This window comes from Micromonospora sp. B9E7 (assembly GCF_039871815.1).
Classification (GTDB): domain Bacteria; phylum Actinomycetota; class Actinomycetes; order Mycobacteriales; family Micromonosporaceae; genus Micromonospora.
In genome coordinates this window covers 175646-197393 of the sequence record NZ_JBDPLX010000006.1, presented here as the reverse complement: position 1 = coordinate 197393, position 21748 = coordinate 175646, and the positions used below count along the sequence as shown (strand labels likewise).

The window sequence follows — 21748 nt, the reverse complement described above, 5'->3', positions numbered from 1 at the left end:
GGCCTGCGCGCCGCCCGGTCAGCCGACGCCGTCCCCGTTCCGCGGGGGCGGCGTCGCTTTGTCAGCTTGAGCGCCGGCGTCACCTCGAGCGTCGGCGGCGGGACTGATGGTGACCGCGCCTGCCCCCGGTGAACGGCGGGTGTCCGACCGGTACGGTGCTGCCCGTGACCGCAGACGATCACCTGCCCGGCCCGGTCGCCGGTGGACCGGTCGACCGTGCCCCGCTCGCCGGTGGCCCGGTGGCCGTACTCACGAACCCGACCGCCGGCCGGGGACGCTACCGCGCCCTGCTGCCCCGGCTGCTGGACGGCCTGGCCGTCGCGGGTCGGCCGGTCCGGTTGCTGTCGGCGTCCGACCCTGGCGAGGCGGAGGCGGCGTGCCGGGCCGCGGTTGCCGATGGTGCTGACGCGCTCGTGGCGATCGGCGGGGACGGCACCGTGCACCGCGCTTTGCAGGCGGTCGCCGGCACCGACGTGCCGTTCGGACCGATCCCCGCCGGCACCGGCAACGACTTCGCCCTGGACACTGGTTTCCCGGCCGACCCGCTCGCGGCGGCGGACGTGATCGCGTCAGCGCTGCGCGACGGCCGCAGCCACACCGTCGACCTGGCCCGGATGAGCGCGGCCGACGGCACCGAGCGCTGGTACGGGGCGGTCCTCGCCGCCGGGTTCGACGCGATCGTGAACGAGCGGGCCAACCGGATGCGCTGGCCACGCGGTCCCCGCCGGTACGACCTGGCGATCGTCGTCGAGCTGGCCCGGCTTCGCCCGCGCCGCTACACGCTGCGCCTGGACGGGGTGCCGCACGAGTTGGACGCGGTGCTGGTGGCGGTAGGCAACTGCCCCACGTACGGCGGTGGGATGCGGATCTGCCCGGACGCGGACCCCACCGACGGGCTGCTCGACGTGGTGGTGGCGGGCCGGGTCGACCGGCGCACCCTGATCCGGGTCAAGCCGCGCATCTACCAGGGCACCCACGTCAGCCACCCGCTCGTGCGCAGCTTCCGCGCCCGCACGGTGGAGTTGGCCGCCGAGGGCATCACCACGTACGCCGACGGGGAACGCTCCCTGGACCTGCCGGTGACGATCAGCGCTGTCCCGGGGGCCGTGCGGCTGCTGCGTTGACCCGTACCGCACCGATGCTCGCCGCGATGACCAGCACGATCGCGGCGCATTCCAGCAGGGTCAGCGCCTGCCGCAGCACCAGCCACCCGGCGAGGGTGGCGACGGCCGGGCCGAGGCTCATCAGCACCGCGAAGGTGGCGGTGGGCATCCGCCGCAGCGCCAGCAGCTCCAGGGTGTAGGGCAGCCCGGAGGCGAGCACCGCGAGGGCGGCGCCGAGGGCCAGCACCTGCGGGTCGAGCAGTACCGCGCCGCCGTCGACGATGCCCAGCGGCAGGGTGACCAGCGCGGCGAGAGCCAGCGCGAGGGCCAGCCCGTCCGCGCCGGGAAAGCGGCTGCCCACCCGCGCGCTGAGCACGATGTACGCGGCCCACATGGCGCCGGCGCCGAACGCGAAGGCCACCCCGACCGGGTTGAGCCGGTCGAAGCCGCCCTGCCCGAGCAGCGCCACCCCGGCCAGGGCCAGCCCTGCCCAGCCCCAACTGGCGAGTCGCCGGGCGCTGAACACCGACAGCGCGAGGGGGCCGAGGACCTCCAGCGTTACCGCCGGGCCCAGCGGGATGCGTTCGATGGCCTGGTAGAACAGCGAGTTCATCCCGGCCAGCGCCAGCCCGAACGCACCGGCCGCGAGCCAGGCCGACCGGTCGTGCCCGCGTAGTCGGGGCCGGCACACCACGAGCAGCAGTACCGCCGAGATGGTCAGCCGCAGGGTGACCGCGCCGGCCACCCCGGTACGCGGGAAGAGCAGCGCGGCCACGGCGGAGCCGAACTGCACCGACAGCGCCCCACCGAGCACCAGCCCCACCGCGACGACACCACCACGCCGGGCCGGTGGTGTGTCGACCGGTGGTGGCGTGGGCAGCAGGATCTCGGTCACGGGCACGACGGTAGGCGGTCCCTTACAGCCACCCGTCGGCGGTGTCCACCGGCCCGCCGACGTCGCCGTCGACGGCCGCCACCGGGTGGACGACAGCGATGATCGACACGGCTTCACTGAAGTCGCGGTATCAGGTCGCCTCGGATACCCCGATTTCAGGGAAACCGAGTGGATCACGCCCGGAGGACCCCGCGTGCCCGGGTCAGGCGGGCAGGGCGAGGTCGAGCACCGCGCCCAGCCCGTTCTCCCGGCCAGGTTCGGCGGCCGGGAGCACCAGCACCGAACAGCCGGCGGTCACCGCGCCCGCGTCGGCCGGTGTGTCACCGACCATCAGGGTCTGCTCCGGGTCGACGCCGAGCATCCCGCAAGCCCGCCAGAAGATCGCCGGGTCGGGCTTGCAGCGCCCCACCTCGTAGGAGAGCGCGAACGCGCCGACCAGGTCGGTCAACCCCCACGTGTCGAAGTGCGGCCGCAGATCGAAGCCGATGTTGCTGACCACGGCGACCGGCACCCCGGCGTCGCGCAACGCGGTCAGCGTGGGTGCGGTGTCCGCGTACGGCAGCCAGCCGTCGGCGGTGAGCAGACGCTCGTAGAGCGCGTCGGCGAAGCCCTCGATGCCCGCGTCGACGGTCTCGGCCAGCCCGGTGTACGCGCCCCGGTGGGCGTGTTGGTAGAGGTCCCGGTCGGCCCACAGCTCGGCCAACCGGGGTGGCACCCGTGCCGGCAGCGGCCCGCCGGCACGCCCGGCGGTCAGCAGCCGGTCGGCCAGCGAGGTGGCGCGGACCCGGTCCAGGGTGACCCCGCACGCGGCGGCGGCCTCCAGCACCCACTGCCGGGGCTCCTCCACCTGGGCCAGGGTGCCGTGGAAGTCGAAGAGCACCGCCTTCACGGGCCGTCGGGACGCCCGGGGGGCGGCGGCCTCGGCGTTGCCCGGCGGACGAGTCTGGGGCGGTTCGGCATGGTCCGGCACGCCGTGCACCCTACCGACCGCCACCGACGGCACCTCCGGACGGCCTTGTGGGGTGTCCTGTCCCGGCACGCACTAATCTTGGTCCCATGTCGAGTCCCGCCGAGCGGTACGCGGAGGCCCGCCTCCGGGCCGCGCAGGCCTCACAGTTTCCAGCGCTGGACGAGTTCGCCCGTGACCTGGGGTTCGACCTCGACGACTTTCAGCGGGAGGCGTGCCAGTCGTTGGAGCGGGGCAGCGGTGTGCTGGTCTGTGCCCCCACCGGCGCCGGCAAGACGGTGGTCGGTGAGTTCGCCGTCCACCTGGCGTTGCGCGGTCGGCCCGACGATCCGGCGGCGGACGACGCGACGACCCCGCCGACGCGGCGCAAGTGCTTCTACACCACGCCGATCAAGGCGTTGTCCAACCAGAAGTACCACGACCTGGTCGCCCGCTACGGCGCCGAGCAGGTCGGTCTGCTCACCGGCGACAACGCGATCAACGGTGACGCGCCGGTGGTGGTGATGACCACCGAGGTGCTGCGCAACATGCTCTACGCGGGCTCCAGCACCCTGCAGGGGTTGGCGTACGTGGTGATGGACGAGGTGCACTACCTGGCCGACCGGTTCCGTGGTGGGGTGTGGGAAGAGGTGATCATCCACCTGCCCGCCTCGGTCACCCTGGTCTCGCTGTCGGCGACGGTCTCCAACGCCGAGGAGTTCGCCGACTGGCTGGTCACCGTACGCGGCGAGACCGCGGTGGTGGTCAGCGAGCACCGGCCGGTGCCGTTGTGGCAGCACATGCTGGTCGGCAAGCGGATGTTCGACCTGTTCCACGACGCCGACGCCGCCCGCAAGCACGACGTGCACCCGGAGTTGCTGCGCTACACCCGGGAGACCGCGCGACGGCTGGAGCTGGGCGAGGGCCGCAGCGCGGGGCCCGGTGCCGGCCGTCGTGGCCCGCGCTGGCGTGGCCCGTTGCGCCCGGACATCGTCGACCGGCTGGACCGGGAGGGTCTGCTGCCGGCGATCCTGTTCATCTTCAGCCGGGCCGGTTGCGCAGCCGCGGTGCAGCAGTGTCTCGCCGCCGGGCTGCGGTTGACCTCGCCGGAGGAGCGGACCGAGATCCGCCGGGTCGTCGAGTCGCGGGTCACCGCCATTCCCGGCGAGGACCTGACCGTGCTGGGCTACTGGGAGTGGCTCGACGGTCTGGAGCGTGGTCTGGCCGCCCACCACGCCGGCATGCTGCCGGTGTTCAAGGAGATCGTCGAGGAGCTGTTCGTCCGCGGCCTGGTGAAGGCGGTCTTCGCCACCGAGACCCTGGCGCTGGGCATCAACATGCCGGCCCGCTGCGTGGTCCTGGAACGACTGGTCAAGTACAACGGCGAGGCGCACGTCGACCTGACCCCGGGGGAGTACACCCAGCTCACCGGTCGGGCGGGCCGCCGGGGCATCGACGTGGAGGGGCACGCCGTGGTGGTGTGGTCCCCGGAGACCGATCCCCGGCACGTGGCCGGGCTCGCGTCCACCCGCACCTACCCGCTGCGTTCCAGCTTCCGGCCCTCGTACAACATGGCGGTGAATCTGGTCGGCACGGTCGGCGCGGAGCCGGCCCGTGCGCTGCTGGAGTCCTCGTTCGCCCAGTTCCAGGCGGACCGGTCGGTGGTCGGCCTGGCGCGGCAGGTGCAGCGCAACACCGAGACGATCGAGGCGTACGGCGCGGAGGCCGCCTGCCACCACGGCGACTTCGACGAGTACTTCGCGTTGCGGGTGGCGATCGCCGACCGGGAGAAGGCCATCGCCCGGCAGGGGCAGACCCAGCGCAAGGCCGCAGCGGTGGCGTCGCTGGAGCGGCTGCGCGTCGGCGACGTGATCCGGGTGCCGTCGGGCCGGCGGGCCGGGCTGGCCGTCGTGCTGGACCCGGCGACCGGTGGGTTCGGTGAGCCCCGGCCGCTGGTGCTCACCCAGGACCGCTGGGCCGGGCGGGTCAGCCCCGGCGACTTCACCACCCCCGCCGAGGTACTGGCCCGAATCCGGGTGCCCAAGCACTTCAACCACCGTTCACCTGCCGCCCGGCGGGATCTCGCCGCCGAGGTGAGCGGCACCGGCCTGGACCGGCACGGCGGCCGACGGGGTGGCCGTTCCCGGCAGGTGACCGGCGAGGACCACCGGCTGACCCAGCTGCGCACCGAGGTGCGGCACCACCCCTGCCATGCCTGCCCGGAGCGGGAGGACCACGCCCGCTGGGCGGAGCGGCGTCGCCGGCTGGAGCGCGACACCGAGGAGTTACGCGAGCGGGTGTCCGGGCGGACGGGTTCGCTCGCCCGGACCTTCGACCGGATCGTGGCGATGTTGACCGACCGTGGTTACCTCGCCCGGGACGGCGCGGTCACCGACGCCGGTCGGATGCTCGGCCGGATCTGGACCGAGGCCGACCTGCTGGTCGCCGAGTGCCTGCGCCGGGGCGTGTGGAACGGTCTGTCGCCGGCCGAGTTGGCCGCGGCGGTGTCGGTGGTGGTCTTCGAGGCGCGCCGCGATGTCGATGAGCGGGCGTCACTGCCACGCGGGCCGGTGGCCGACGCGGTGGACGAGACGCTGAAGCTGTGGGGGGAGATCGAGGCTGACGAGGCGGCGCGCGGGCTGGCCGCGACCCGGGAGCCGGATCTCGGTTTCGCCTGGCCCGTCTACCGGTGGGCCCGGGGTGAGGTGTTGGCCAAGGTGCTCGGCAGCGGTCACGAGATCGACGGTGAGATGCCCGCCGGTGACTTCGTCCGGTGGGCGCGACAGGTGGTCGATCTCCTCGGTCAACTCGCCGACTCCGGGGGTGCCTCGCCGGAGTTGCGGTCCACCGCGCGGCAGGCGATCGCGGCCATCAACCGAGGTGTCCTGGCATACCACACTTCGGCCTGATCATCACCCTCAGTCACCATCGCGGGCGAACCGACGCATCGGACGGTTACCGCAACAGCACCCCTCGAATGGGGCCGGGGGCACTGTTGCGCCTGATCACGGCACCCCTGATCATTGCCCGGGCGCTTTGTTGACGCGCCGGTAACGATGGGGGAGAAGACCGCTGTGGGGGACATCAATCACTTTGAGTACGGGTGGATCACACCCGCGTTGAGCTACGCGCTGTCCGTGCTCGGTTCCATCCTCGGTCTGGTCTGCGCCGGGCGCATCCGTACGGCACGAACGAGTGGCCAGCGGGCCTGGTGGGGTCTGCTCTCGGCCTGGGCGCTGGGCGGCACCGCCATCTGGGCGATGCACTTCATGGCCATGCTCGGGTTCGCCGTGGCGAACACCCGGATCCGCTACGACGTGCCGTTGACCGCGGCCAGCACGGCCATCGCGGTGGTGGCGGTGGGCATCGGTCTGGCGATCGTCGGCACCGGCCGGTTGAACGCGCTACGCCTGATCGCCGGTGGCGTCTTCACCGGTGTCGGCGTGGCCGCCATGCACTACACGGGCATGGCGGCGATGCGCCTCAACGGCACTCTCGCGTACGACACCGTCCGGGTCGCGCTCTCCGTGGTCATCGCCGTCGTGGCGGCCACCGTCGCGCTGTGGCTCGCGATGACCGTCCGCCGAGGGGTGGCGATCTTCGCCTCCGCGCTGGTGATGGGCGTCGCCGTGAACGGGATGCACTTCACCGGGATGAGCGCCCTGTCGGTGCACCGCCACGAGGGTGCGGGGCGCGAGGTGACCGGTGCCGGTGTGAGCACCCTGTTGGTGCCGATCATGCTGGCGGTGATCTTCGGGGTGGTCGGCCTGCTCTACGCCCTGCTCGCCGCTCCGACGGACGACGACCGGGCCGCTGCGGCGTACCTCAGTGGGCGTCCGGTGGCGGAGCCGGCAGTCGCGACGCCCGCACCGGACCCGGTCGGGTTGCGCGCCCGCTCCACCCTCGGTCAGCCGGGCAACCCGTTCCCGTCCCGCCGGGACACGCCGCCCCGCTGACGCAGCCCCGGCGGGTCGGTCCACCCGCGAGTCAGGTCGGCGGCTGGTCGTCGACGACGAGGGTGGCCAGCAACCCGGCATGATCGGTCGCCTCGCGCATGGGCACTGACCTGCGGCAACAGATGGTCACACCGGTCGTCGCCACGATGTGTTGGAGCGCGCCGTCGTCGACCCGCTGATGGTCCGGCGGCGTGCAGGACCGTACGTCCGGGTCGACGCCGGCCCGGAGGTTGAGGTCGCCGGCGAGCACGGACCCGGCGTTCCCGCGGATCATCGGCAGGACCGTGTCGAGCAGGTGCCCGCACTGGGCGAGCGCCACCCGGTAGCTGGTGTTGGCCAGGTGGGTGGTGCAGGCGAGCAGCCTGCGGTCGACGTCGACACAGAGCCAGGCGCGCTCCTCGGGGTCGGCGAGATCCTGCGTCGGGTGGATCCCGCGGTACACGGAGGGTGGGGTGTCCGGCGTCTCGACGCGGGCCAGCAACCCGACCCCGTACGGCTGACCGTTGCGGCACCGGGTGTCGGCGCCGCTGGGCCGGTCCCCGGCGGGCTGGAACGCGGACACCACGGTCCGACCGGTGTGGACCGCCTCGAACACGCGCCGAAGGGCGGGGACGTCGCCCTGGCAGATCTCGTTCAGGGTGACCAGGTCGGGTGCCTCGGTGTCGATCACGTCGGCGGCGACAGCCATCGACCGACCGGTGTAGCAGCCAGCCCGCCCGCTGTTGCAGAGGTTCAGTTGGAGCATCCGCAGGACCATGGGTCTGGCGGTGTCCGTGGTGCTGGTCGCCGTCGGCCCGCCCGGCAGCCCGGCGGCGGCGATCAGGAGGCAGACGGCCACCGCTCGGCGGAAGAATCGGGACGGGCGATCGGCCACGCGCACTCCGGGTGGGGGAGGCGACGGTCGTCGCCGCGGTGGCAGTGATCGTACTCGCGGTCGACCAGTGGGCCGACCCCGCGCGGGTCACCCCGGGGGTACGCGCGGCGCGCGTACCCCCGGGGGTTGGTCAGCGGGCGCGGACCGCGACGACCGTGTACGGGGTGGTCGGGGTCGGTGGTGTGGTGAAGCGGGCGTTGGGCAGGTAGAGCCGGCCCAGCGCTGTGGCGACGGTGGTGGGCACGTCGAAGTTGGGGTCGGTGATGGTGGCGGTGAGCGTGCCGGCGGTGCCGGCGTGGTTCAGCCGGACCACCGCGATCTGGTTGAGGCGGTTCTGCACGACGTAGAGGGTGCGGCCGAGCAGCAGCAGACCGTCGCCGTTGGTGAAGGTGTGGCCGGGCACGTCCACGGCGGTGCTCACGCCGGTCACCGGGTCGACCCGGTACAGCGTGCCGGTGGTCGACTGGACGACGATCAGGGCCCGACCGTCCGGTGTGGTGGTGATGCCGTTGAGGTTCACGCCGGTGCCGACCTGCTCGTACGCCCCGGTCAGCGCGATGGTGGTGAACCCGTCGGCGGGCGGCAGCGCGCCGCCGCGTCCGAGCGGCAGCCGGTAGAGCACGGGGCGGTTGGAGTCGGTGAAGTACGCGGCGTCGCGGGTCAGGATCACGTCGTTGACGAAGGTCGGCGCGGTGGCGAACTGGTAGCGGGCCAGGACGTCACCGGTGCGGGTGTCGAGCACGCGGGCGTCACCGGCCGTGCCGCCGGAGACGAACAGCCGGCCGCGTGGGTCGACCTTGAGGCCCAGCGACGGGGTGCCGGTGGCCGCGCCGATCGTCGTGCTCCGGCCGGTGACCAGGTCGACGCGCTGGATGGCGCCGGTCGCGCGGGAGCCGAAGTAGGCGTACCGGCCGGCGGTGGCGATGCCCTCGGGCTGGAACCCGTCGGGCAGGGCGAGGACGGTGGGTGGTCGGCCGGCGGGGTGCGCCTGCGCGGGGGCGACGGCGACGGAGGTCAGCAGGGCCACGACGAGCGCGCCGCCGAGTGTGGTGCGGAGGGGGCGGTTCACTGTGCTCCTTCCGGGCGGAAAGCGGCACGAGCCGACACGTCCGCCACGTTCACTGGGGCCAGGACCCTCCCCACTGTACGACCGCTGCCGGGCGTCCGCCCGGCGTCACCGGCGCGGCCTTCGGGTGACCGCGCCGGTGAGCCCGTGGAGCGGGGCCGGGGTCAGGCGTTGCGGACGAGTCTCCACCGGTTGTCCGCGCTACCGTTGTCCGAGTCCTGCACGGCCTGCGCTCCCCAGGCGGTCGACCCGTTGAGGATGCCGAGCAGCTTGTTGCTGTTGACGTTGCGGATCTTGTAGCTGCCGTCGCCGTTGTCCACGAGGATCCACCGGTGGTCGGCGGTGCCGTTGTCGGCCCACTGCAGGACCCGGGCGTTGTCCGCGGTGGACATGTTCTCCACGCCCAGGACCTTGCCGCTGTGGACGTTGCGGAACCGGACCGCGTTGCCGTCGGTCACCATCACCCAGTTGTGGTCCGCGGTGCCGCTGTCACCCCACTGCACGGCCAGTCCACCGTCGGCGGTGGACATGTTCTGGACGCCGAGGACCAGCCCGGTGCCGACGTTGACCAGTCGGTAGCTGCCGCCGGTGTTGCCGCCACCGGTGGTGCTCCAGTAGACCGTGTAGTTGTAGCCATGGGCGTCCTGGAAGGGCGCGAGGTTCACCGTGGACCCGTTGGCGCTGGCGGTGAACGCGAGCGAGCTGGTGCTGGCCCGCGAGATCGAGGAGACGGTGAGGGACGGCAGGGCGCTCAACGTGGTGTTGCCGTAGTTGCCGGCCAGCACCGTCGGCCCGTACGTCACGGCGGCCACCGAGCTGTTGTCGTTGGCGGCCCGCATGACGACCTGCATCGGCAGCCGTACGGTGATGGTGTCCCCTGCGGCCCAGGTGCGGGTGACGGTCGCGTAGCTGCCCGGTGTGGTGGCGACGTTCTGCACCGTGCCGTTCACGGCGACCGTCGCGCCGGTCGTCCACGCCGGGATCCGCACCCGGATGCTCCACGACCCGCTCATCGTGCCGGACAGGGTCAGGGTGGTGGTGTCACTGACCGGGTAGGTGGTGCTCTGGGTGACCGTGATGCCCCGCTGCGACCAGTTCAGCACGGACGGCGTGAACAGGTTCACGGTCAGCGTCGTCCCGTTGTAGAAGTAGATGGACTCCATCAACCTCGTGTTGATCTCCAGGCCGGTGCCCTGGCAGCACCAGAACGAGTTGTAGTCGGTGCTCCAGGTGCCACCGCCCCACGCCGGGCCCACGCCGCGACGCCCACCCGGCCGCAGCGGGGTGAAGTAGGTGATGTGGCCGTGGCTGTCGGCCGGGTTCTGCCCACCGATCAGGTGGTTGATCAGGGCCCGCTCGTAGAAGTCGAAGTAGTCGGTCCGGTTCGGGTCGAGCAGCCACAGCTCCCGGGTCAGCTTGAGCATGTTGTACGTGTTGCACTGCTCGCAGGTGTCGTTGCTGAGGTAGCCGGCGATGGCGTTCGGCGGCCGGAAGTGCTCCGCCTGGCTGTTGCCGCCGATGACGTAGGTGTGCGCGCTGACGGTGATGTTCCACGCGTTGCTGGCGATGTCCCGGTAACGGGTGGTCCCGGTGGCCTTGAACTCCCGGGCCGCGCCGATCCACTTGGGCACCTGCGTGTTGGCGTGCCGGCCGTTGAGCTGGTCCTGGTTGTTGGCCAGCGGGTCGAACACGGCGGCGTGGTCGAACCGCTGGGCGGTGGTGAGCCAGCGGGAGTCGCCGGTCTGCTGGTAGATGTCGGTGAGGACGTCGTTCATCCCACCGAACTCGGTGCCCAGCATCGACTGCATCTGGCTGGAGCTCAGTCGGCTCGTCCGGGTGTCGACCCAGCCGGCGAGTGCCAGCAGCACCGTACGGGCCTGCGTGTTTCCGGTGTACCGCCAGACGTCGAGCAGCCCGGCGAGGGTCTTGTGGATGCAGTAGTAGGGCACGTTGCCGTTGGACAACGTCCGTGCTTCCAGCGCGGTGAAGTCGGATTCCGGAAAACCGGACAGGTATCCGGCGCCGAAGCCGGCGGCGGAGTTGTTGGCCTGGCACTTGGCCAGCTCGGCCACCATGTAGTTCGCCTTGTCCCGGCAGGTGGTGTCGCCGAGCACCGCGTACGCGTATGCCCAGGCGGTCAGGAAGTGCCCCTGCATGTGGGTCCGGAACGGGAAGTTCGGCGCGTCCCAGCCGCCGTTGGTGGCGGCGCCATTGGTGGACAGCCGGTGGTTGGCGCGGAAGTTGTAGAGCATCCGGTCGACGTCGACGAACCGCAGGTAGTTGAGCGTCCGCGTCTGGTTGTCCATCCAGCGGCTGGAATTGAGCCGCACCTGACCGAGGTCGAACGGATACGCCGAGACGCCGAGGTCGGGTCGGACCGGTGGGATCACGGCCGCGGTCGCGCTGCGGGGAGTGACGGCGGCACCGGCTGCGGAGAGCGCCACGGTGGCTCCGGCGGCCTGCAGCAGGCGGCGGCGGCTGAGCGGCGGGGGTGGCATGGGACCTCCAAGGGTGTGCTGTGGTGATCCGGAAGGTGGCGTCCTGCCGGTGGGCGGCAATCGAACTGCCACTGAGCGTGTCGATGCGCAGGAGACAGGGTCGGGTGTCGCAGGAAGCTGCCGTCGTGGGCGTCCCGGTGCCCGTCCCGGGACGTCATCGCGGCACATCAATGTGATCGCTAACATAGTTGGTCGTTAACATGCCCGCAACCCCCCGGATCGCCTGGCCGTCCACCCGCGCGGGTCCGTTCGGTGACGTTATGCCGCGGTGTCCCGGCGGTGGTGGCCGAGATGGGGTCGCGAACGGGTCTGACCTCGACGCCGCTGACGCTGTTGATGGCTACGGCATGACCCAGTGTCACGAGCGCGGCGGTCGCTCTCCGTTGACGTCCGCCATGCCGCTCAGTACGGTGCATCGTAAACCGTGGATGTCAACGTCGATACATCGATGCGTCGGTGTGGTTACGACGGTCATCTCGCACCACACAAAAATCGAGGTCAGACCGGGGGAGGAGGGTTCGCAGGAAAGCTGTTAGCGCTAACACGGCCGCCGGTCGTGCTGCTCGGCGTGCGCGCGGTGACTCCCGCTCGATCGGCAGCCTGGCAGCGGTGGCTCGTCGATCCAGACCGCGCACCGCGCACTCTCTGTGGGAGTAATCGTGAAGGTGAAGACCCGCACCACAACCCGGGCGAGCGGCAGGGGCAGGCGCGCCATCGCCTGGCTGGCGAGCCTCGTCTGCGTACTCGCACTGCTGCCGGCCAGTGCCGCCCAGGCGGACAACCCGATCGTCCAACACATCTACACCGCTGACCCGGCGCCGTTGGTGCACAACGGTCGGGTGTACCTCTACACCGGGCATGACGAGGACGGCTCGACGTACTTCACCATGAGGGAATGGCGGGTGTGGTCGTCGGCCGACATGGTGAACTGGACCGACCACGGGTCTCCGTTGAGCCTGGCCACGTTCTCCTGGGCGGACGCCAACGCGTGGGCCGGTCAGGTCATCGCCCGCAACGGCAAGTTCTACTGGTACGTGCCGGTGCGTCAGCGCTCGAACGGGCAGATGGTCATCGGGGTGGCGGTGGGCGACAGCCCGACCGGCCCGTTCCGGGACGCGATCGGCCGGCCCCTGGTCGGCAACAACGAGATCGACCCGTCGGTCTTCATCGACGACGACGGGCAGGCGTACCTGTACTGGGGCAACCCGGGTCTGTGGTACGTGCGGTTGAACGCCGACATGATCTCGTACTCGGGTAGTGCGACCAGGATTCAGCTCACCACGGCGGGCTTCGGCACCCGCAACGGAAACGCCAGCCGCCCCACCCTCTACGAGGAGGGCCCGTGGGTGTTCAAGCGCAACGGGCTGTACTACAACGTGTTCGCGGCGGAGTGCTGCTCGGAGTTCATCGCGTACTCCACCGCGACCGGTCCGACCGGGCCGTGGACGTATCGCGGGACGATCATGCCTCGGCAGGGGGCGAGTTTCACCAACCACGCCGGTGTGATCGATTTCCAGGGTGGCTCGTACTTCTTCTACCACAACGGGGCGCTGCCCGGCGGTAGTGGTTACACCCGGTCGGTAGCGGTGGAGAAGTTCACCTACAACTCCAACGGCACGATCCCGACGATCAACATGACCACGACCGGCGCACCCCAGGTGGGGACGCTGAATCCGTACGTGCGGCAGGAGGCGGAGACGATCGCCTGGGGCTCGGGTATCGAGACCGAGGTGTCCAGCGAGGGCGGGATGAACGTCGGCTGGATCGAGAACGGCGACTACGTCAAGGTCAAGGGCGTCGCGTTCGGCGCCGGCGCGACCTCGTTCACCGCCCGGGTCGCCTCGGCGACGAGCGGTGGCCGGATCGAGGTACGCCTCGACAGCGCCAGCGGCCCGACCGTGGGCACCTGCACCGTCGGTGGCACCGGCGGTTGGCAGAGCTGGACCAGCACCACCTGCGCGGTGAGCGGCGCGACCGGCACCCGCGACCTGTACCTGCGCTTCGCCGGCGGCAGCGGCAACCTGTTCAACATCAACTGGTGGCAGTTCAACGGCAGCACCGGTGGCAGCGCGAACCTCCTCACCAACGGCGATGTCGAGAACGGCACGACCGGCTGGGGTGTCAACGGCAGCGGAACGCTCTCCCGGAACACGTCCGTCGTTCGTGGCGGCGCCGGCTCCCTGTCGATCACCGGGCGTACCTCGGCGTGGAACGGCCCCAGCCAGGACGTGACCGCCAAGCTCACCAACGGCAAGAGCTACACCACGAACGTCTGGGTACGGGCGCAGAGCGGCACGCCGTCCGCGAAGGCGACCCTGGCGCTGACCGCGAACGGAACGACCAACTACCTCCAGCTCACCCCGGCGACCGGGGTGAACGCGAACGGCTGGACGCTGCTCACCGGCACGGCGACCCCGTCGTGGAGCGGCACACTCACCGGCGCGACCTTCTACGTCGAGACGGCGGCGGGCACCGACAGCCTGCTCGTCGACGATGCCTCGTTCCAGTGACGCGCGGTGCCGGGGTCGTGTTCGCACGACTCCGGCACCAGGCCGTGACCGCAGGCGAGAGCGCCCGGTGGCGATGCGCCTCGTGACGACTTGACGAACAGCATGTTATCGCTCACAGTCGATGGATGAGGGCGGCCACCCACGTGGCTCACCGGGCGAGCCGGCCGGCCGCACCTCGGAGAACGACGTCCGCCCAGGGCATGCCGGACGTCGTCTCAGGACTCCCAGAAGTGGTGCCGTGACGGCTACCGGGCTCGCTGTCATGGTCTCGCCGGACCTGGGACACCCCCACACCGTCGTACGGGCGCATCGGTCGCCGGGCATCGCCGATGCGGCTCTGCGACGTCGCGGGTGCGGCTTCGGGCGCTGCACCCCCATCGCTGAACCACCACAGACAAGGAATCCGCATGAATCACAGAAGAGTCCTGCGAGCGGCGGTGACCATCGCAGCCACCGGTGCTCTCGCGGCCGGTATGACGATGGTGTTGACCACCGGGGCCAGTGCCGGCACGACCCTCGGGGCGTCGGCGGCCGAGAAGGGCCGTTACTTCGGTGCCGCCGTCGCGACGGGCAAGCTGTCCACCAGCGTGTACACGACGATCTTGAACCGTGAGTTCAACAGTGTCGTGGCCGAGAACGAGATGAAGTGGGACGCCACCGAACCGCAGCAGGGTCGGTTCAGTTACACCGGTGGTGATCGTCTGGTCAGTCACGCGCAGGCCAATGGCATGAGCGTGCGCGGGCATGCTCTGTTGTGGCACCAGCAGCAGCCGGGTTGGGCGCAGGGTATGTCGGGCAGCGCGTTGCGCAACGCCGCGATCAACCACGTCACCCAGGTCGCGACGCACTACCGGGGGAAGATCCACTCGTGGGATGTGGTGAACGAGGCGTTCGCCGATGGTGGTTCGGGTGGGCGGCGTGACTCGAATCTGCAGCGTACGGGCAACGACTGGATCGAGGCGGCGTTCCGGGCGGCGCGGGCTGCGGATCCGGGTGCGAAGTTGTGTTACAACGACTACAACACCGATGGGATCAACGCGAAGTCGACGGGGATCTACAACATGGTGCGGGACTTCAGGTCCCGTGGTGTGCCGATCGACTGTGTGGGGTTCCAGTCGCACCTGGGTACCTCGTTGGCTGGTGACTACCAGGCGAATCTGCAGCGTTTCGCCGACCTCGGCGTGGATGTGCAGATCACCGAGCTGGACGTGATGACGGGTGGTAACCAGGCGAACATCTTCGGTGCGGTCACCCGCGCCTGCATGAACGTCTCCCGCTGCACCGGCATCACGGTGTGGGGTGTCCGCGACTGTGACTCGTGGCGTGGATCGGACAACGCCCTGCTGTTCGACTGCAACGGCAACAAGAAGGCCGCGTACACCAACGTCCTGAACGCCCTCAACGCCGGCACGGGCATCCCGACCACCCCGCCGCCGACGACGCCTCCGCCCACCGACCCGCCGCCCACCACCCCGCCGCCGACCACGGGCGGGTGTTCGGCGTCGGTGTCCCTGAACTCGTGGACCGGTGGGTTCGTGGCCAACGTGAAGGTGACCGCCGGCTCCGGCGGCACGAACGGGTGGAACGTCAGCGTCACCCTCCCGGGTGGCGCCAGCGTCACCAACACCTGGAGCGCGACGGCCAGCGGCTCCACCGGCACGGTGCGATTCGCCAACGTGGACTACAACGGCCGGCTCGCCGCCGGCCAGGTCGCCGAGTTCGGCTTCCAGGGCAACGGTAGCGGGGCCGGCATGACGCCCACCTGCACCGCCTCCTGAAAGACGCCGGCCGGTGCGGAGGACCAGGGGTGGTCCTCCGCACCGGCCGATTCTCGCGCGATTCGGTCAGGAGTACGGGAGCCGCAGCACCGACTGGTTACCGAGGCCGACGGTGCTCGGGTTGTTGCCGATCGCCGACCAGACCTCCACCCGGACCCTGCCGTTGCTCAGCGCGCCCAACGACCCGGTGGCCGAGACCAGGCCGGCGCTCTGGGTGTAGTGCTCGTACCCGGGGACCGGGTCGGTGGCGAAGTAGCGCCAGGTCTCCACCCGGTCCCAACTGCCGTTGCCGGTGAGGTCGTAGGAGACCCGAACCTGCACGCCGTTGCCGACCGCCGTCCCCGCGTCCACGAACAGGTCGAACGCGGTCTGCCCGCCGGAGTAGGCGAGGTTGAGGCCCGTCGCCGTGAAGACCTGCGCGTTGGTGGGCGTACCGTCGTGGTTTCCGTTGGCCGCCGCGACCGTCGTCGTGGCCGCGCCACCGGCGGGGCCCAACCCGCCCCCGGGCAGCAGGTACCGCGTCGGACCGCCCGTCGACGGCGGCGGGGTGGTCGTCGGTGGGGGATCCGTCGGCGTCGTCGGGGGTACGCCGCCGGCCGCGTTACCGCCACTCCAGGTGTACGCCCCGGTGGTGGCCGTCTTGCCGGCGCCCACGCTCAGCGTGGTGCCGTTGGAGAACGTCACCGTGATCGGTGTCGCCGTCGGGTTCGACGCCACGTAGGTGCGAGCGCCGTTGCGGGAGAAGACCGCCGACAGCGGATGGTTGCCCGTCACCGTCGTGTCGACGGTGCCCAGCGCCGCGAGGTTGCGGATCCAGTGGAAGGTGTGTGCTCGGCTCTCGCCCTCCTCCGGGGTGTAGCCGGGGTTCGCCCGCAGGTTCGCCAGCGCCGCGTCGGCGTCGCCGAGGGCCTGGAACTGCCAGAGGATGTCCTGCCACACCGTCGGTTGTCCGCCGTTGTTGCGGACCAGTTCGGCGTAGTTGGTCCGCACGTAGGCCGGGTTGTTGCCCAGGTACAGGTGTCCACCGGTGACCGGCAGCAGGTTGATGCCCTGGATCATCTCCGGTTCGGCGCTGAACCAGGTGGCGTACGCGCCACCGCTACCCCAGACCATGCCGACCGTCGAGTGTCCGAAGGCGGCGGGGAAGTTCTGGTCGCTGACGTCGAACCAGTACTCCTGGATGGCCGCGGCCTGGGTGGTGTAGAGGAAGACGCCGGCGTCGCGAACGGCGGTGTCACCCGTCGTCTGGCCCCACTGGATCAGGGCGTTGGCGAAGTTCATCCCCTCCGACGAGGACTCCTGGTTGTTGCCCGAGCCGAACGAGCCGTGCCCGGACGCCCAGTCGTGGCCGGCGTAGATGTCGAAGTCCCGCAGGTACGGGAAGCGGGTGTCGTCGCGGCGGTAGTTGTTGGCGTCCCGGATCAGCAGGTCGACCATGCCGCCGTAGCGGCTGGTAGCCGCCCAGGTCGGGTCGAACTTCGCCAGGGTCGCCGCGGCGGCGATGAAGTAGCCGTAGTGGAAGTGGTGGTCGTTGAGTTCCTGGTCGGAGCCGTACGACGCCGGGTAGCCGATCAGGGTGCCCCAGTTGTTGTCGTAGTAGAAGACCCGGCTGGTCTTGCCGCTGGACGCGGTGAACCAGTCGGTGAGCGTGCTGCGGATCGCGTTCAACGCGCTGTCGCGCGTCGCGGTGTCGTTGACCTGGTCGGCGATCTCGGCGATCCGGGCGGCCCGACCGAGACCCTTGCCGGTCCAGTAGGTGTCGTTGCCGCGCTGGTCCATCGGGTTGCCGCGGACGGCGGCCAGCTGGCTGGTGAGCGTCGCCAGGTCGCTTCCGCTGCCGTCGCCGACGGCCGGCAACTCCGGCAGGACGCCCTGGAACTTCATCGCGGTGCGGAACTGGTTGACGCCGGTCAGCACCTTCATCCGGCCACGCGCCGACGGGTAGGTCGGTGTGATCGCGGTGGACCCGCTGAGCGACTTCCACTGGTGCGGGTAGAGGCTGACCACGGTCTGCGTGGCGGTCCCCTCCCGGGCGGTGGTGGTGAACGCGTAGGTGGTGGTGAGACCGCTGGTCGCCGGGTTGTACGCGTACGACACCTGGGTGCCGGTCACGTGGGCGTGCGCGTACTGGCCGTAGGTCGCGGCCAGGCTGGCGCGCTCCGCCGCGCTCGACGTCGGTGGCAGGAGGGCGACGGAGAAGTAACCCCGACCGGCCAGGGTGGACGTGATCCGGCCGGACGCGACGGTCCAGCTCGCGCCGCTCGGGGCGTACCCGACGTAGTCGTGGCCGTTGACCCGGAAGCCGATGGTGGCGCCGCTGTTGGACCAGACGTCGGGGGTGCCGGCGGTGCTGATCGAGGCGTTGCCGCCGGTGGCCTGGAAGTACGCGAAGGGCAGGCCGTGGCCGATGGTGGCGCGCAGGGTGCGACTGCCGTCGCTCCAGTGTGGGCTGACCGTCCAGTCCGTCCAGCCGTCCACCTTGACCTGGGGTGCGGCGAGCCCGGCCACGCCGACCCGGATGTCCTGCACGTACGGGTAGTGGAATTCCCCGACACCGGTCGCGGTGCCGCTGATGGCGGGCGTGGAGTTCGCGGAGAAGCCCAGCCCGTCGGTGAAGGTGTCGTACGAGATCGGGTGGGCGTGCAGGGGTTCGCTGAAGGAGCAGTCGGTGCGCTTCCACAGCAGCGAGGACCACCAGTCGTTGGTGGGGATCGGTCCGGCGGGCGCGTTGGCGGTGGCGAACTGACGGGGGTTGCTGGACATCGCGCCGCACCCGCTCGGGAGCGGGCCGACCGGGGTGGTGGTGTAGCTGCCGGCGCCGACGGGCGCGGCCTCGGCCGCGCGGGTGACGGGGATCGCGAGGCCGCCGACGACCAGGGTCAGCGCGGTGACGGCGGCCAGGGCCCATCGGCGGTGGGGGACGGGAGGTTTCATGGTGCCTCCATCGCGCGTCGGGTGTGGCCGTTTCCGGGTCCGACGCGGTGCGTCTGAATTGGGGGGAAGGTCGGGCGAGAGAGCGCTCTCACGGCCACGGTAGTGGAATACCGAGATTCCCGTCAATGTGTCCGTCCCGTTGCGTGCTGATGTCGCTAGGTGCCGACGCCCTGGACGTCGCCCAGCAACGTCTCGGGCACGCGCATCCGCCACGCGTCCGTCACCAGCTCGTCCAGGCGTGCCAGGTCGACCTGCCCCAGACGCAGCAGCACCAGAGGCAGCCCTTCGTACCCGGGCGTGGTGAAGAAGACGTCCGGCTCGCCGAGCAGGAGAGCCTGCTTCTCCGCCTCGTCCCCGACGTACAACACCGCGATGTCGAGTCGGATCACCCGCGGCCTGCCCGGTACACGCTCCGGATAGGACCAGACGAAGCCCTTGTCGGCCACCCGGAAGTCGAACCCGTCGCTGGGGACCTCCACCGTGTGCGGCAGGGCCAAGGCAACCCGGCGTACGTCCTCCGCGTCAACCACCGAGCCCCCTTGCGCCGAGCCTGCTTGCGCCGAGCCCTCTCGCACCGCGCGCCAAGCACATGCGCCGAGACTACCCGTCGGACAGCTCGATGGTCGTCGCGCCGACGATGGCCCGGTTGCCGTTCTCCTGCACGTACCCGACGACGGCGGCCCTGCGCGGGTCGAGATCAGGAGGTGTCACCAGGTCCACCCGTCCCCGGCTGGCGTTCAGGGTCGCCGACCCGAAGGCGCGGACGACGTTGTCCTGCCGGAGCGTCCGCCCCGCGTTCTCACCCCGGGCGATCTCGCTGTCCAGTCCCCGCTCCACGATCGCCACGTTCACCACCGTGTTCGCCGGCGGCCGCTCGGCCTGGTAGTCCAGCACCACCCGCTGCCCGTCCAACTCGGCCACGGACATCGTGAGAGGAGTGGCGGGGCGTGACGCCAGGGCGGACGCGATCGCGCCGGACGCCTGTCGACGATCGGATCCGACGAACTCGACCGTGCCGTTGACGATCATCTGCGGGGTGTACAGACCCCGGGTGCCGAGGGCGCGGGCGTACGCCTCCTGCCGCGCGGTGTACGCCGCGTCCCCGAACTGGTCGGGCCATCCCAGGTCGTCCCAGTAGTCGACGTGGAATCCGAGGCCGAAGACGGCCTCACCCCGTTCCCGGGCATCGCGTTCGATCTCGCTCAGCAACTCCTCCGCCGGAGGGCAACTGTTGCAGCCCTGCGAGGTGAACATCTCCACGACGGCGAAGCCGCCGTCCGTCGGTGGGTTCGTCATGGTGGCGGATCTCCTCCCACGTGCGTCCGGGGGCGTTGCGTTTCCCGTTCCGGCCGCGACAATGCGTGCGGGGTCACCTCTCCGCCGGCCGCCGGCCGGTCGGGTGGTTGGATGGCCAGGTGCAGTTCACCGTGACAGACGCGCCGGCGCGGGAGCGTTTCGAGGCGCGCGACGAGACGGGTGCGGTCGCCGGGTTCGTCACCTACCAGCTGACCGGCTCGATCATCGCCTACACCCACACCGAGGTCGATCCGGCGTTCGAGGGCAGGGGCGTCGGGTCGACGCTGGCACGTGCGGTCATGGACGACGCGCGCGCCAAGGGGCGGACCGTCGTGCCGATCTGCCCGTTCCTCGCCGACTGGCTGGTCAAACACCCGGAGTACGAGAGCATCGTGGTCCGCTCGACCCGCAAGATCAAGTAGGGGCGTGCGGGTCTCCCGGTCAGGTGCCTGAGCGGGCGGCGAGGGCGTCCACCAGGCGGCGGGCGGAGCCGGCCAGGTTCCACCGTCCGGCCAGGTCGAGCAGCCGTTCCGGGTCGACCGGGGCGGTCGGCAGCGCGGTGGGCAGCTCCGGCAGCGGCACGTCCAGGGCGACCCGGACCACCGTCGGCGCGACGGCCAGGTAGTCGCGGGCCGCGGCCAGCTTGGTGCGCAGGCCCGGTGCGAAGGACGAGTCGGAGTCGTCGAGTGCCGCCAGGATGCCGGCGATGCTGCCGTACCGCTCGATGAGCCGGGCGGCGGTCTTGTCACCGACGCCGGCCACCCCGGGCAGCCCGTCGCTGGGGTCGCCGCGCAGCGCGGCGAAGTCGGCGTACCGGTCGGCCGGCACGCCGTAGCGCGCCCGTACCGCGGCGTCGTCGCAGTCGTCGAGCTTGGCGACGCCGCGCCCGACGTAGAGCAGTCGGACCGGCCGGGCGTCGTCGACGAGCTGGAACAGGTCCCGGTCGCCGGAGACGACCTCGACCGGGCCCGGCTGGGTCACCGAGAGCGTGCCGAGCACGTCGTCGGCCTCGTAGCCGGTCGCGCCGACCGCGGTGATGCCGACGGCGGCCAGCACCTCCAGGATCATCGGCACCTGTGGGGAGAGCGTGTCCGGAACGATCTCGCCGCCCTGCGGGGCGACCCGGTGCGCCTTGTACGACGGCAGCAGGTCGACCCGCCACGCCGGACGCCAGTCGTAGTCGAGGGCGCAGACCATCCGGTCGGCGCCCCGCACGCGAATCAGGGTGGCGAGCATGTCGAGGAAACCGCGCACCGCGTTGACCGGGGTGCCGTCCTCGGCCCTGGCGGCGGACTCCGGAATGCCGAAGTAGGCCCGGAAGTAGAGGCTCGCTGCGTCGATCAACAGGATCGGGGGTCGGTGTGCCACGCCGGACAGCCTGGCACAGCCGTCCGACGATCCTGGGTACCCCCGGCCGGTCGGTGCTGTCAGCGTTGGTCGTCGTGCCGGTAGACGGTCTCCCGCCGGGCCAGGTGCTGCACGACGTAACTGGTCACCAGCAGCAGGATCGCCACCAGCACCTCGACCCAGGCCGCAATGCCGTCGGCGACGGTGAGGCCGAGGACCAACAGGACCAGCCCGACGAGCGCGAGGACTCCGGCCCAGAGTTGGCGGCGGCGACGTGTCGTCGCCCGGTTCGTCTGGTTCGGTGCCACGTCGGTCCTCCCGGTCAGGGTCGCCCGCGCGGACGACCCGATCCCAGGCTAGGGCCGCGGGGACGCGCCGGGCCGGAAAACGACCGTGCGGGCTGGTCGCCGCGCGGCGCAGACTGCCGGTATGGCGTTCCTTCCCGGCCTGACGTCGGCCCGTCGCTACCCCGTCTCGCGGCGCCTGTGCGCGCCCGAGCGTGGCCGTTCCACAGCCGCCCGTTCCTGGTGCTGCGCGCCGAGCGG

The 21748-nt window shown here is 71.0% G+C and carries 16 protein-coding genes; 6 read left to right on the top strand and 10 right to left on the bottom strand.

Annotated elements, in window-relative coordinates; genetic code table 11:
* The first annotated feature begins 182 nt into the window (after positions 1-182).
* The gene (locus tag ABGB10_RS12205; RefSeq protein WP_347661170.1) at positions 183-1124 is read left to right on the top strand and encodes a diacylglycerol kinase; all 942 of its coding nucleotides are present in this window, start codon (positions 183-185) and stop codon (positions 1122-1124) included.
* Here ABGB10_RS12205 and ABGB10_RS12200 read toward each other — a convergent pair.
* Together ABGB10_RS12200 and ABGB10_RS12195 are read right to left on the bottom strand one after the other, a co-directional pair.
* The gene (locus ABGB10_RS12200; RefSeq protein ID WP_347660978.1) at positions 1087-2004 is read right to left on the bottom strand and encodes an EamA family transporter; all 918 of its coding nucleotides are present in this window, start codon (positions 2002-2004) and stop codon (positions 1087-1089) included. The two genes, ABGB10_RS12205 and ABGB10_RS12200, sit on opposite strands and share 38 nt — an antisense overlap.
* Positions 2005-2200: 196 nt before the next feature.
* The gene (locus ABGB10_RS12195; protein WP_347661169.1) at positions 2201-2968 is read right to left on the bottom strand and encodes an HAD-IA family hydrolase; all 768 of its coding nucleotides are present in this window, start codon (positions 2966-2968) and stop codon (positions 2201-2203) included.
* A gap of 86 nt (positions 2969-3054) precedes the next feature.
* On the opposite strand from ABGB10_RS12195, the gene ABGB10_RS12190 reads away from it, so the two are divergent.
* Both ABGB10_RS12190 and ABGB10_RS12185 read left to right on the top strand, forming a co-directional pair.
* The gene (locus tag ABGB10_RS12190; RefSeq protein ID WP_347660977.1) at positions 3055-5853 is read left to right on the top strand and encodes a DEAD/DEAH box helicase; all 2799 of its coding nucleotides are present in this window, start codon (positions 3055-3057) and stop codon (positions 5851-5853) included.
* A gap of 165 nt (positions 5854-6018) precedes the next feature.
* A complete protein-coding gene (locus tag ABGB10_RS12185; RefSeq protein ID WP_347660976.1) occupies positions 6019-6900 on the top strand; it encodes an MHYT domain-containing protein in 882 nt (293 codons plus the stop codon).
* Positions 6901-6931: 31 nt separating this feature from the next.
* Here ABGB10_RS12185 and ABGB10_RS12180 read toward each other — a convergent pair whose 3' ends face one another.
* The 3 genes from ABGB10_RS12180 to ABGB10_RS12170 all read right to left on the bottom strand — a co-directional run bounded on the left by ABGB10_RS12180 (position 6932) and on the right by ABGB10_RS12170 (position 11338).
* On the bottom strand, positions 6932-7774 hold the full coding sequence (locus ABGB10_RS12180) for an endonuclease/exonuclease/phosphatase family protein (RefSeq protein WP_347660975.1): 843 nt from the start codon (positions 7772-7774) through the stop codon (positions 6932-6934).
* A gap of 130 nt (positions 7775-7904) precedes the next feature.
* Positions 7905-8843, bottom strand: coding sequence for a superoxide dismutase (locus ABGB10_RS12175; RefSeq protein ID WP_347660974.1), 939 nt, complete (start codon positions 8841-8843; stop codon positions 7905-7907).
* Positions 8844-9004: 161 nt separating this feature from the next.
* Positions 9005-11338 carry a beta-L-arabinofuranosidase domain-containing protein gene (locus ABGB10_RS12170; RefSeq protein WP_347660973.1) on the bottom strand — a complete coding sequence of 778 codons (2334 nt, stop codon included), beginning with the start codon at positions 11336-11338 and terminating at the stop codon, positions 9005-9007.
* A gap of 752 nt (positions 11339-12090) precedes the next feature.
* Here ABGB10_RS12170 and ABGB10_RS12165 point away from each other — a divergent pair.
* Positions 12091-13848, top strand: a complete 1758-nt coding sequence (locus tag ABGB10_RS12165) for a family 43 glycosylhydrolase (RefSeq protein ID WP_347661168.1) — start codon at positions 12091-12093, stop codon at positions 13846-13848.
* 407 nt (positions 13849-14255) lie between these two features.
* Positions 14256-15626: an endo-1,4-beta-xylanase gene (locus ABGB10_RS12160; protein WP_347660972.1), complete on the top strand. Its 1371-nt coding sequence runs from the start codon at positions 14256-14258 to the stop codon at positions 15624-15626.
* 66 nt (positions 15627-15692) lie between these two features.
* Here the strand turns inward: ABGB10_RS12160 and ABGB10_RS12155 are convergent, their stop codons facing one another.
* The 3 genes from ABGB10_RS12155 to ABGB10_RS12145 all read right to left on the bottom strand — a co-directional run bounded on the left by ABGB10_RS12155 (position 15693) and on the right by ABGB10_RS12145 (position 19856).
* Positions 15693-18560 (bottom strand): glycosyl hydrolase, encoded by a 2868-nt coding sequence (locus tag ABGB10_RS12155; protein WP_347660971.1) that lies wholly within the window; start codon positions 18558-18560, stop codon positions 15693-15695.
* A 155-nt stretch (positions 18561-18715) separates the two neighbouring features.
* Positions 18716-19090 carry an MmcQ/YjbR family DNA-binding protein gene (locus tag ABGB10_RS12150; protein WP_347660970.1) on the bottom strand — a complete coding sequence of 125 codons (375 nt, stop codon included), beginning with the start codon at positions 19088-19090 and terminating at the stop codon, positions 18716-18718.
* A 70-nt stretch (positions 19091-19160) separates the two neighbouring features.
* Positions 19161-19856 carry a DUF1223 domain-containing protein gene (locus ABGB10_RS12145; protein ID WP_347660969.1) on the bottom strand — a complete coding sequence of 232 codons (696 nt, stop codon included), beginning with the start codon at positions 19854-19856 and terminating at the stop codon, positions 19161-19163.
* 119 nt (positions 19857-19975) lie between these two features.
* Here ABGB10_RS12145 and ABGB10_RS12140 point away from each other — a divergent pair, with 119 nt between their 5' ends.
* Positions 19976-20278 carry a GNAT family N-acetyltransferase gene (locus tag ABGB10_RS12140; protein ID WP_347660968.1) on the top strand — a complete coding sequence of 101 codons (303 nt, stop codon included), beginning with the start codon at positions 19976-19978 and terminating at the stop codon, positions 20276-20278.
* Positions 20279-20297: 19 nt separating this feature from the next.
* On the opposite strand, the gene ABGB10_RS12135 is transcribed toward ABGB10_RS12140, so the two are convergent.
* Positions 20298-21224 carry a 5'-3' exonuclease gene (locus ABGB10_RS12135; protein ID WP_347660967.1) on the bottom strand — a complete coding sequence of 309 codons (927 nt, stop codon included), beginning with the start codon at positions 21222-21224 and terminating at the stop codon, positions 20298-20300.
* A 59-nt stretch (positions 21225-21283) separates the two neighbouring features.
* Positions 21284-21511, bottom strand: a complete 228-nt coding sequence (locus tag ABGB10_RS12130; protein ID WP_347660966.1) for a hypothetical protein — start codon at positions 21509-21511, stop codon at positions 21284-21286.
* Between the last annotated feature and the right edge of the window lie 237 nt (positions 21512-21748).

Bases quoted from the DNA above. Each gene is read 5' to 3' on its own strand.
- ABGB10_RS12190 (WP_347660977.1), top strand. From the start codon at position 3,055: ATGTCGAGTCCCGCCGAGCGGTACGCGGAGGCCCGCCTCCGGGCCGCG.
- ABGB10_RS12170 (WP_347660973.1), bottom strand. From the start codon at position 11,338: ATGCCACCCCCGCCGCTCAGCCGCCGCCGCCTGCTGCAGGCCGCCGGA.
- ABGB10_RS12160 (WP_347660972.1), top strand. From the start codon at position 14,256: ATGAATCACAGAAGAGTCCTGCGAGCGGCGGTGACCATCGCAGCCACC.
- ABGB10_RS12155 (WP_347660971.1), bottom strand. From the start codon at position 18,560: ATGAAACCTCCCGTCCCCCACCGCCGATGGGCCCTGGCCGCCGTCACC.
- ABGB10_RS12145 (WP_347660969.1), bottom strand. From the start codon at position 19,856: ATGACGAACCCACCGACGGACGGCGGCTTCGCCGTCGTGGAGATGTTC.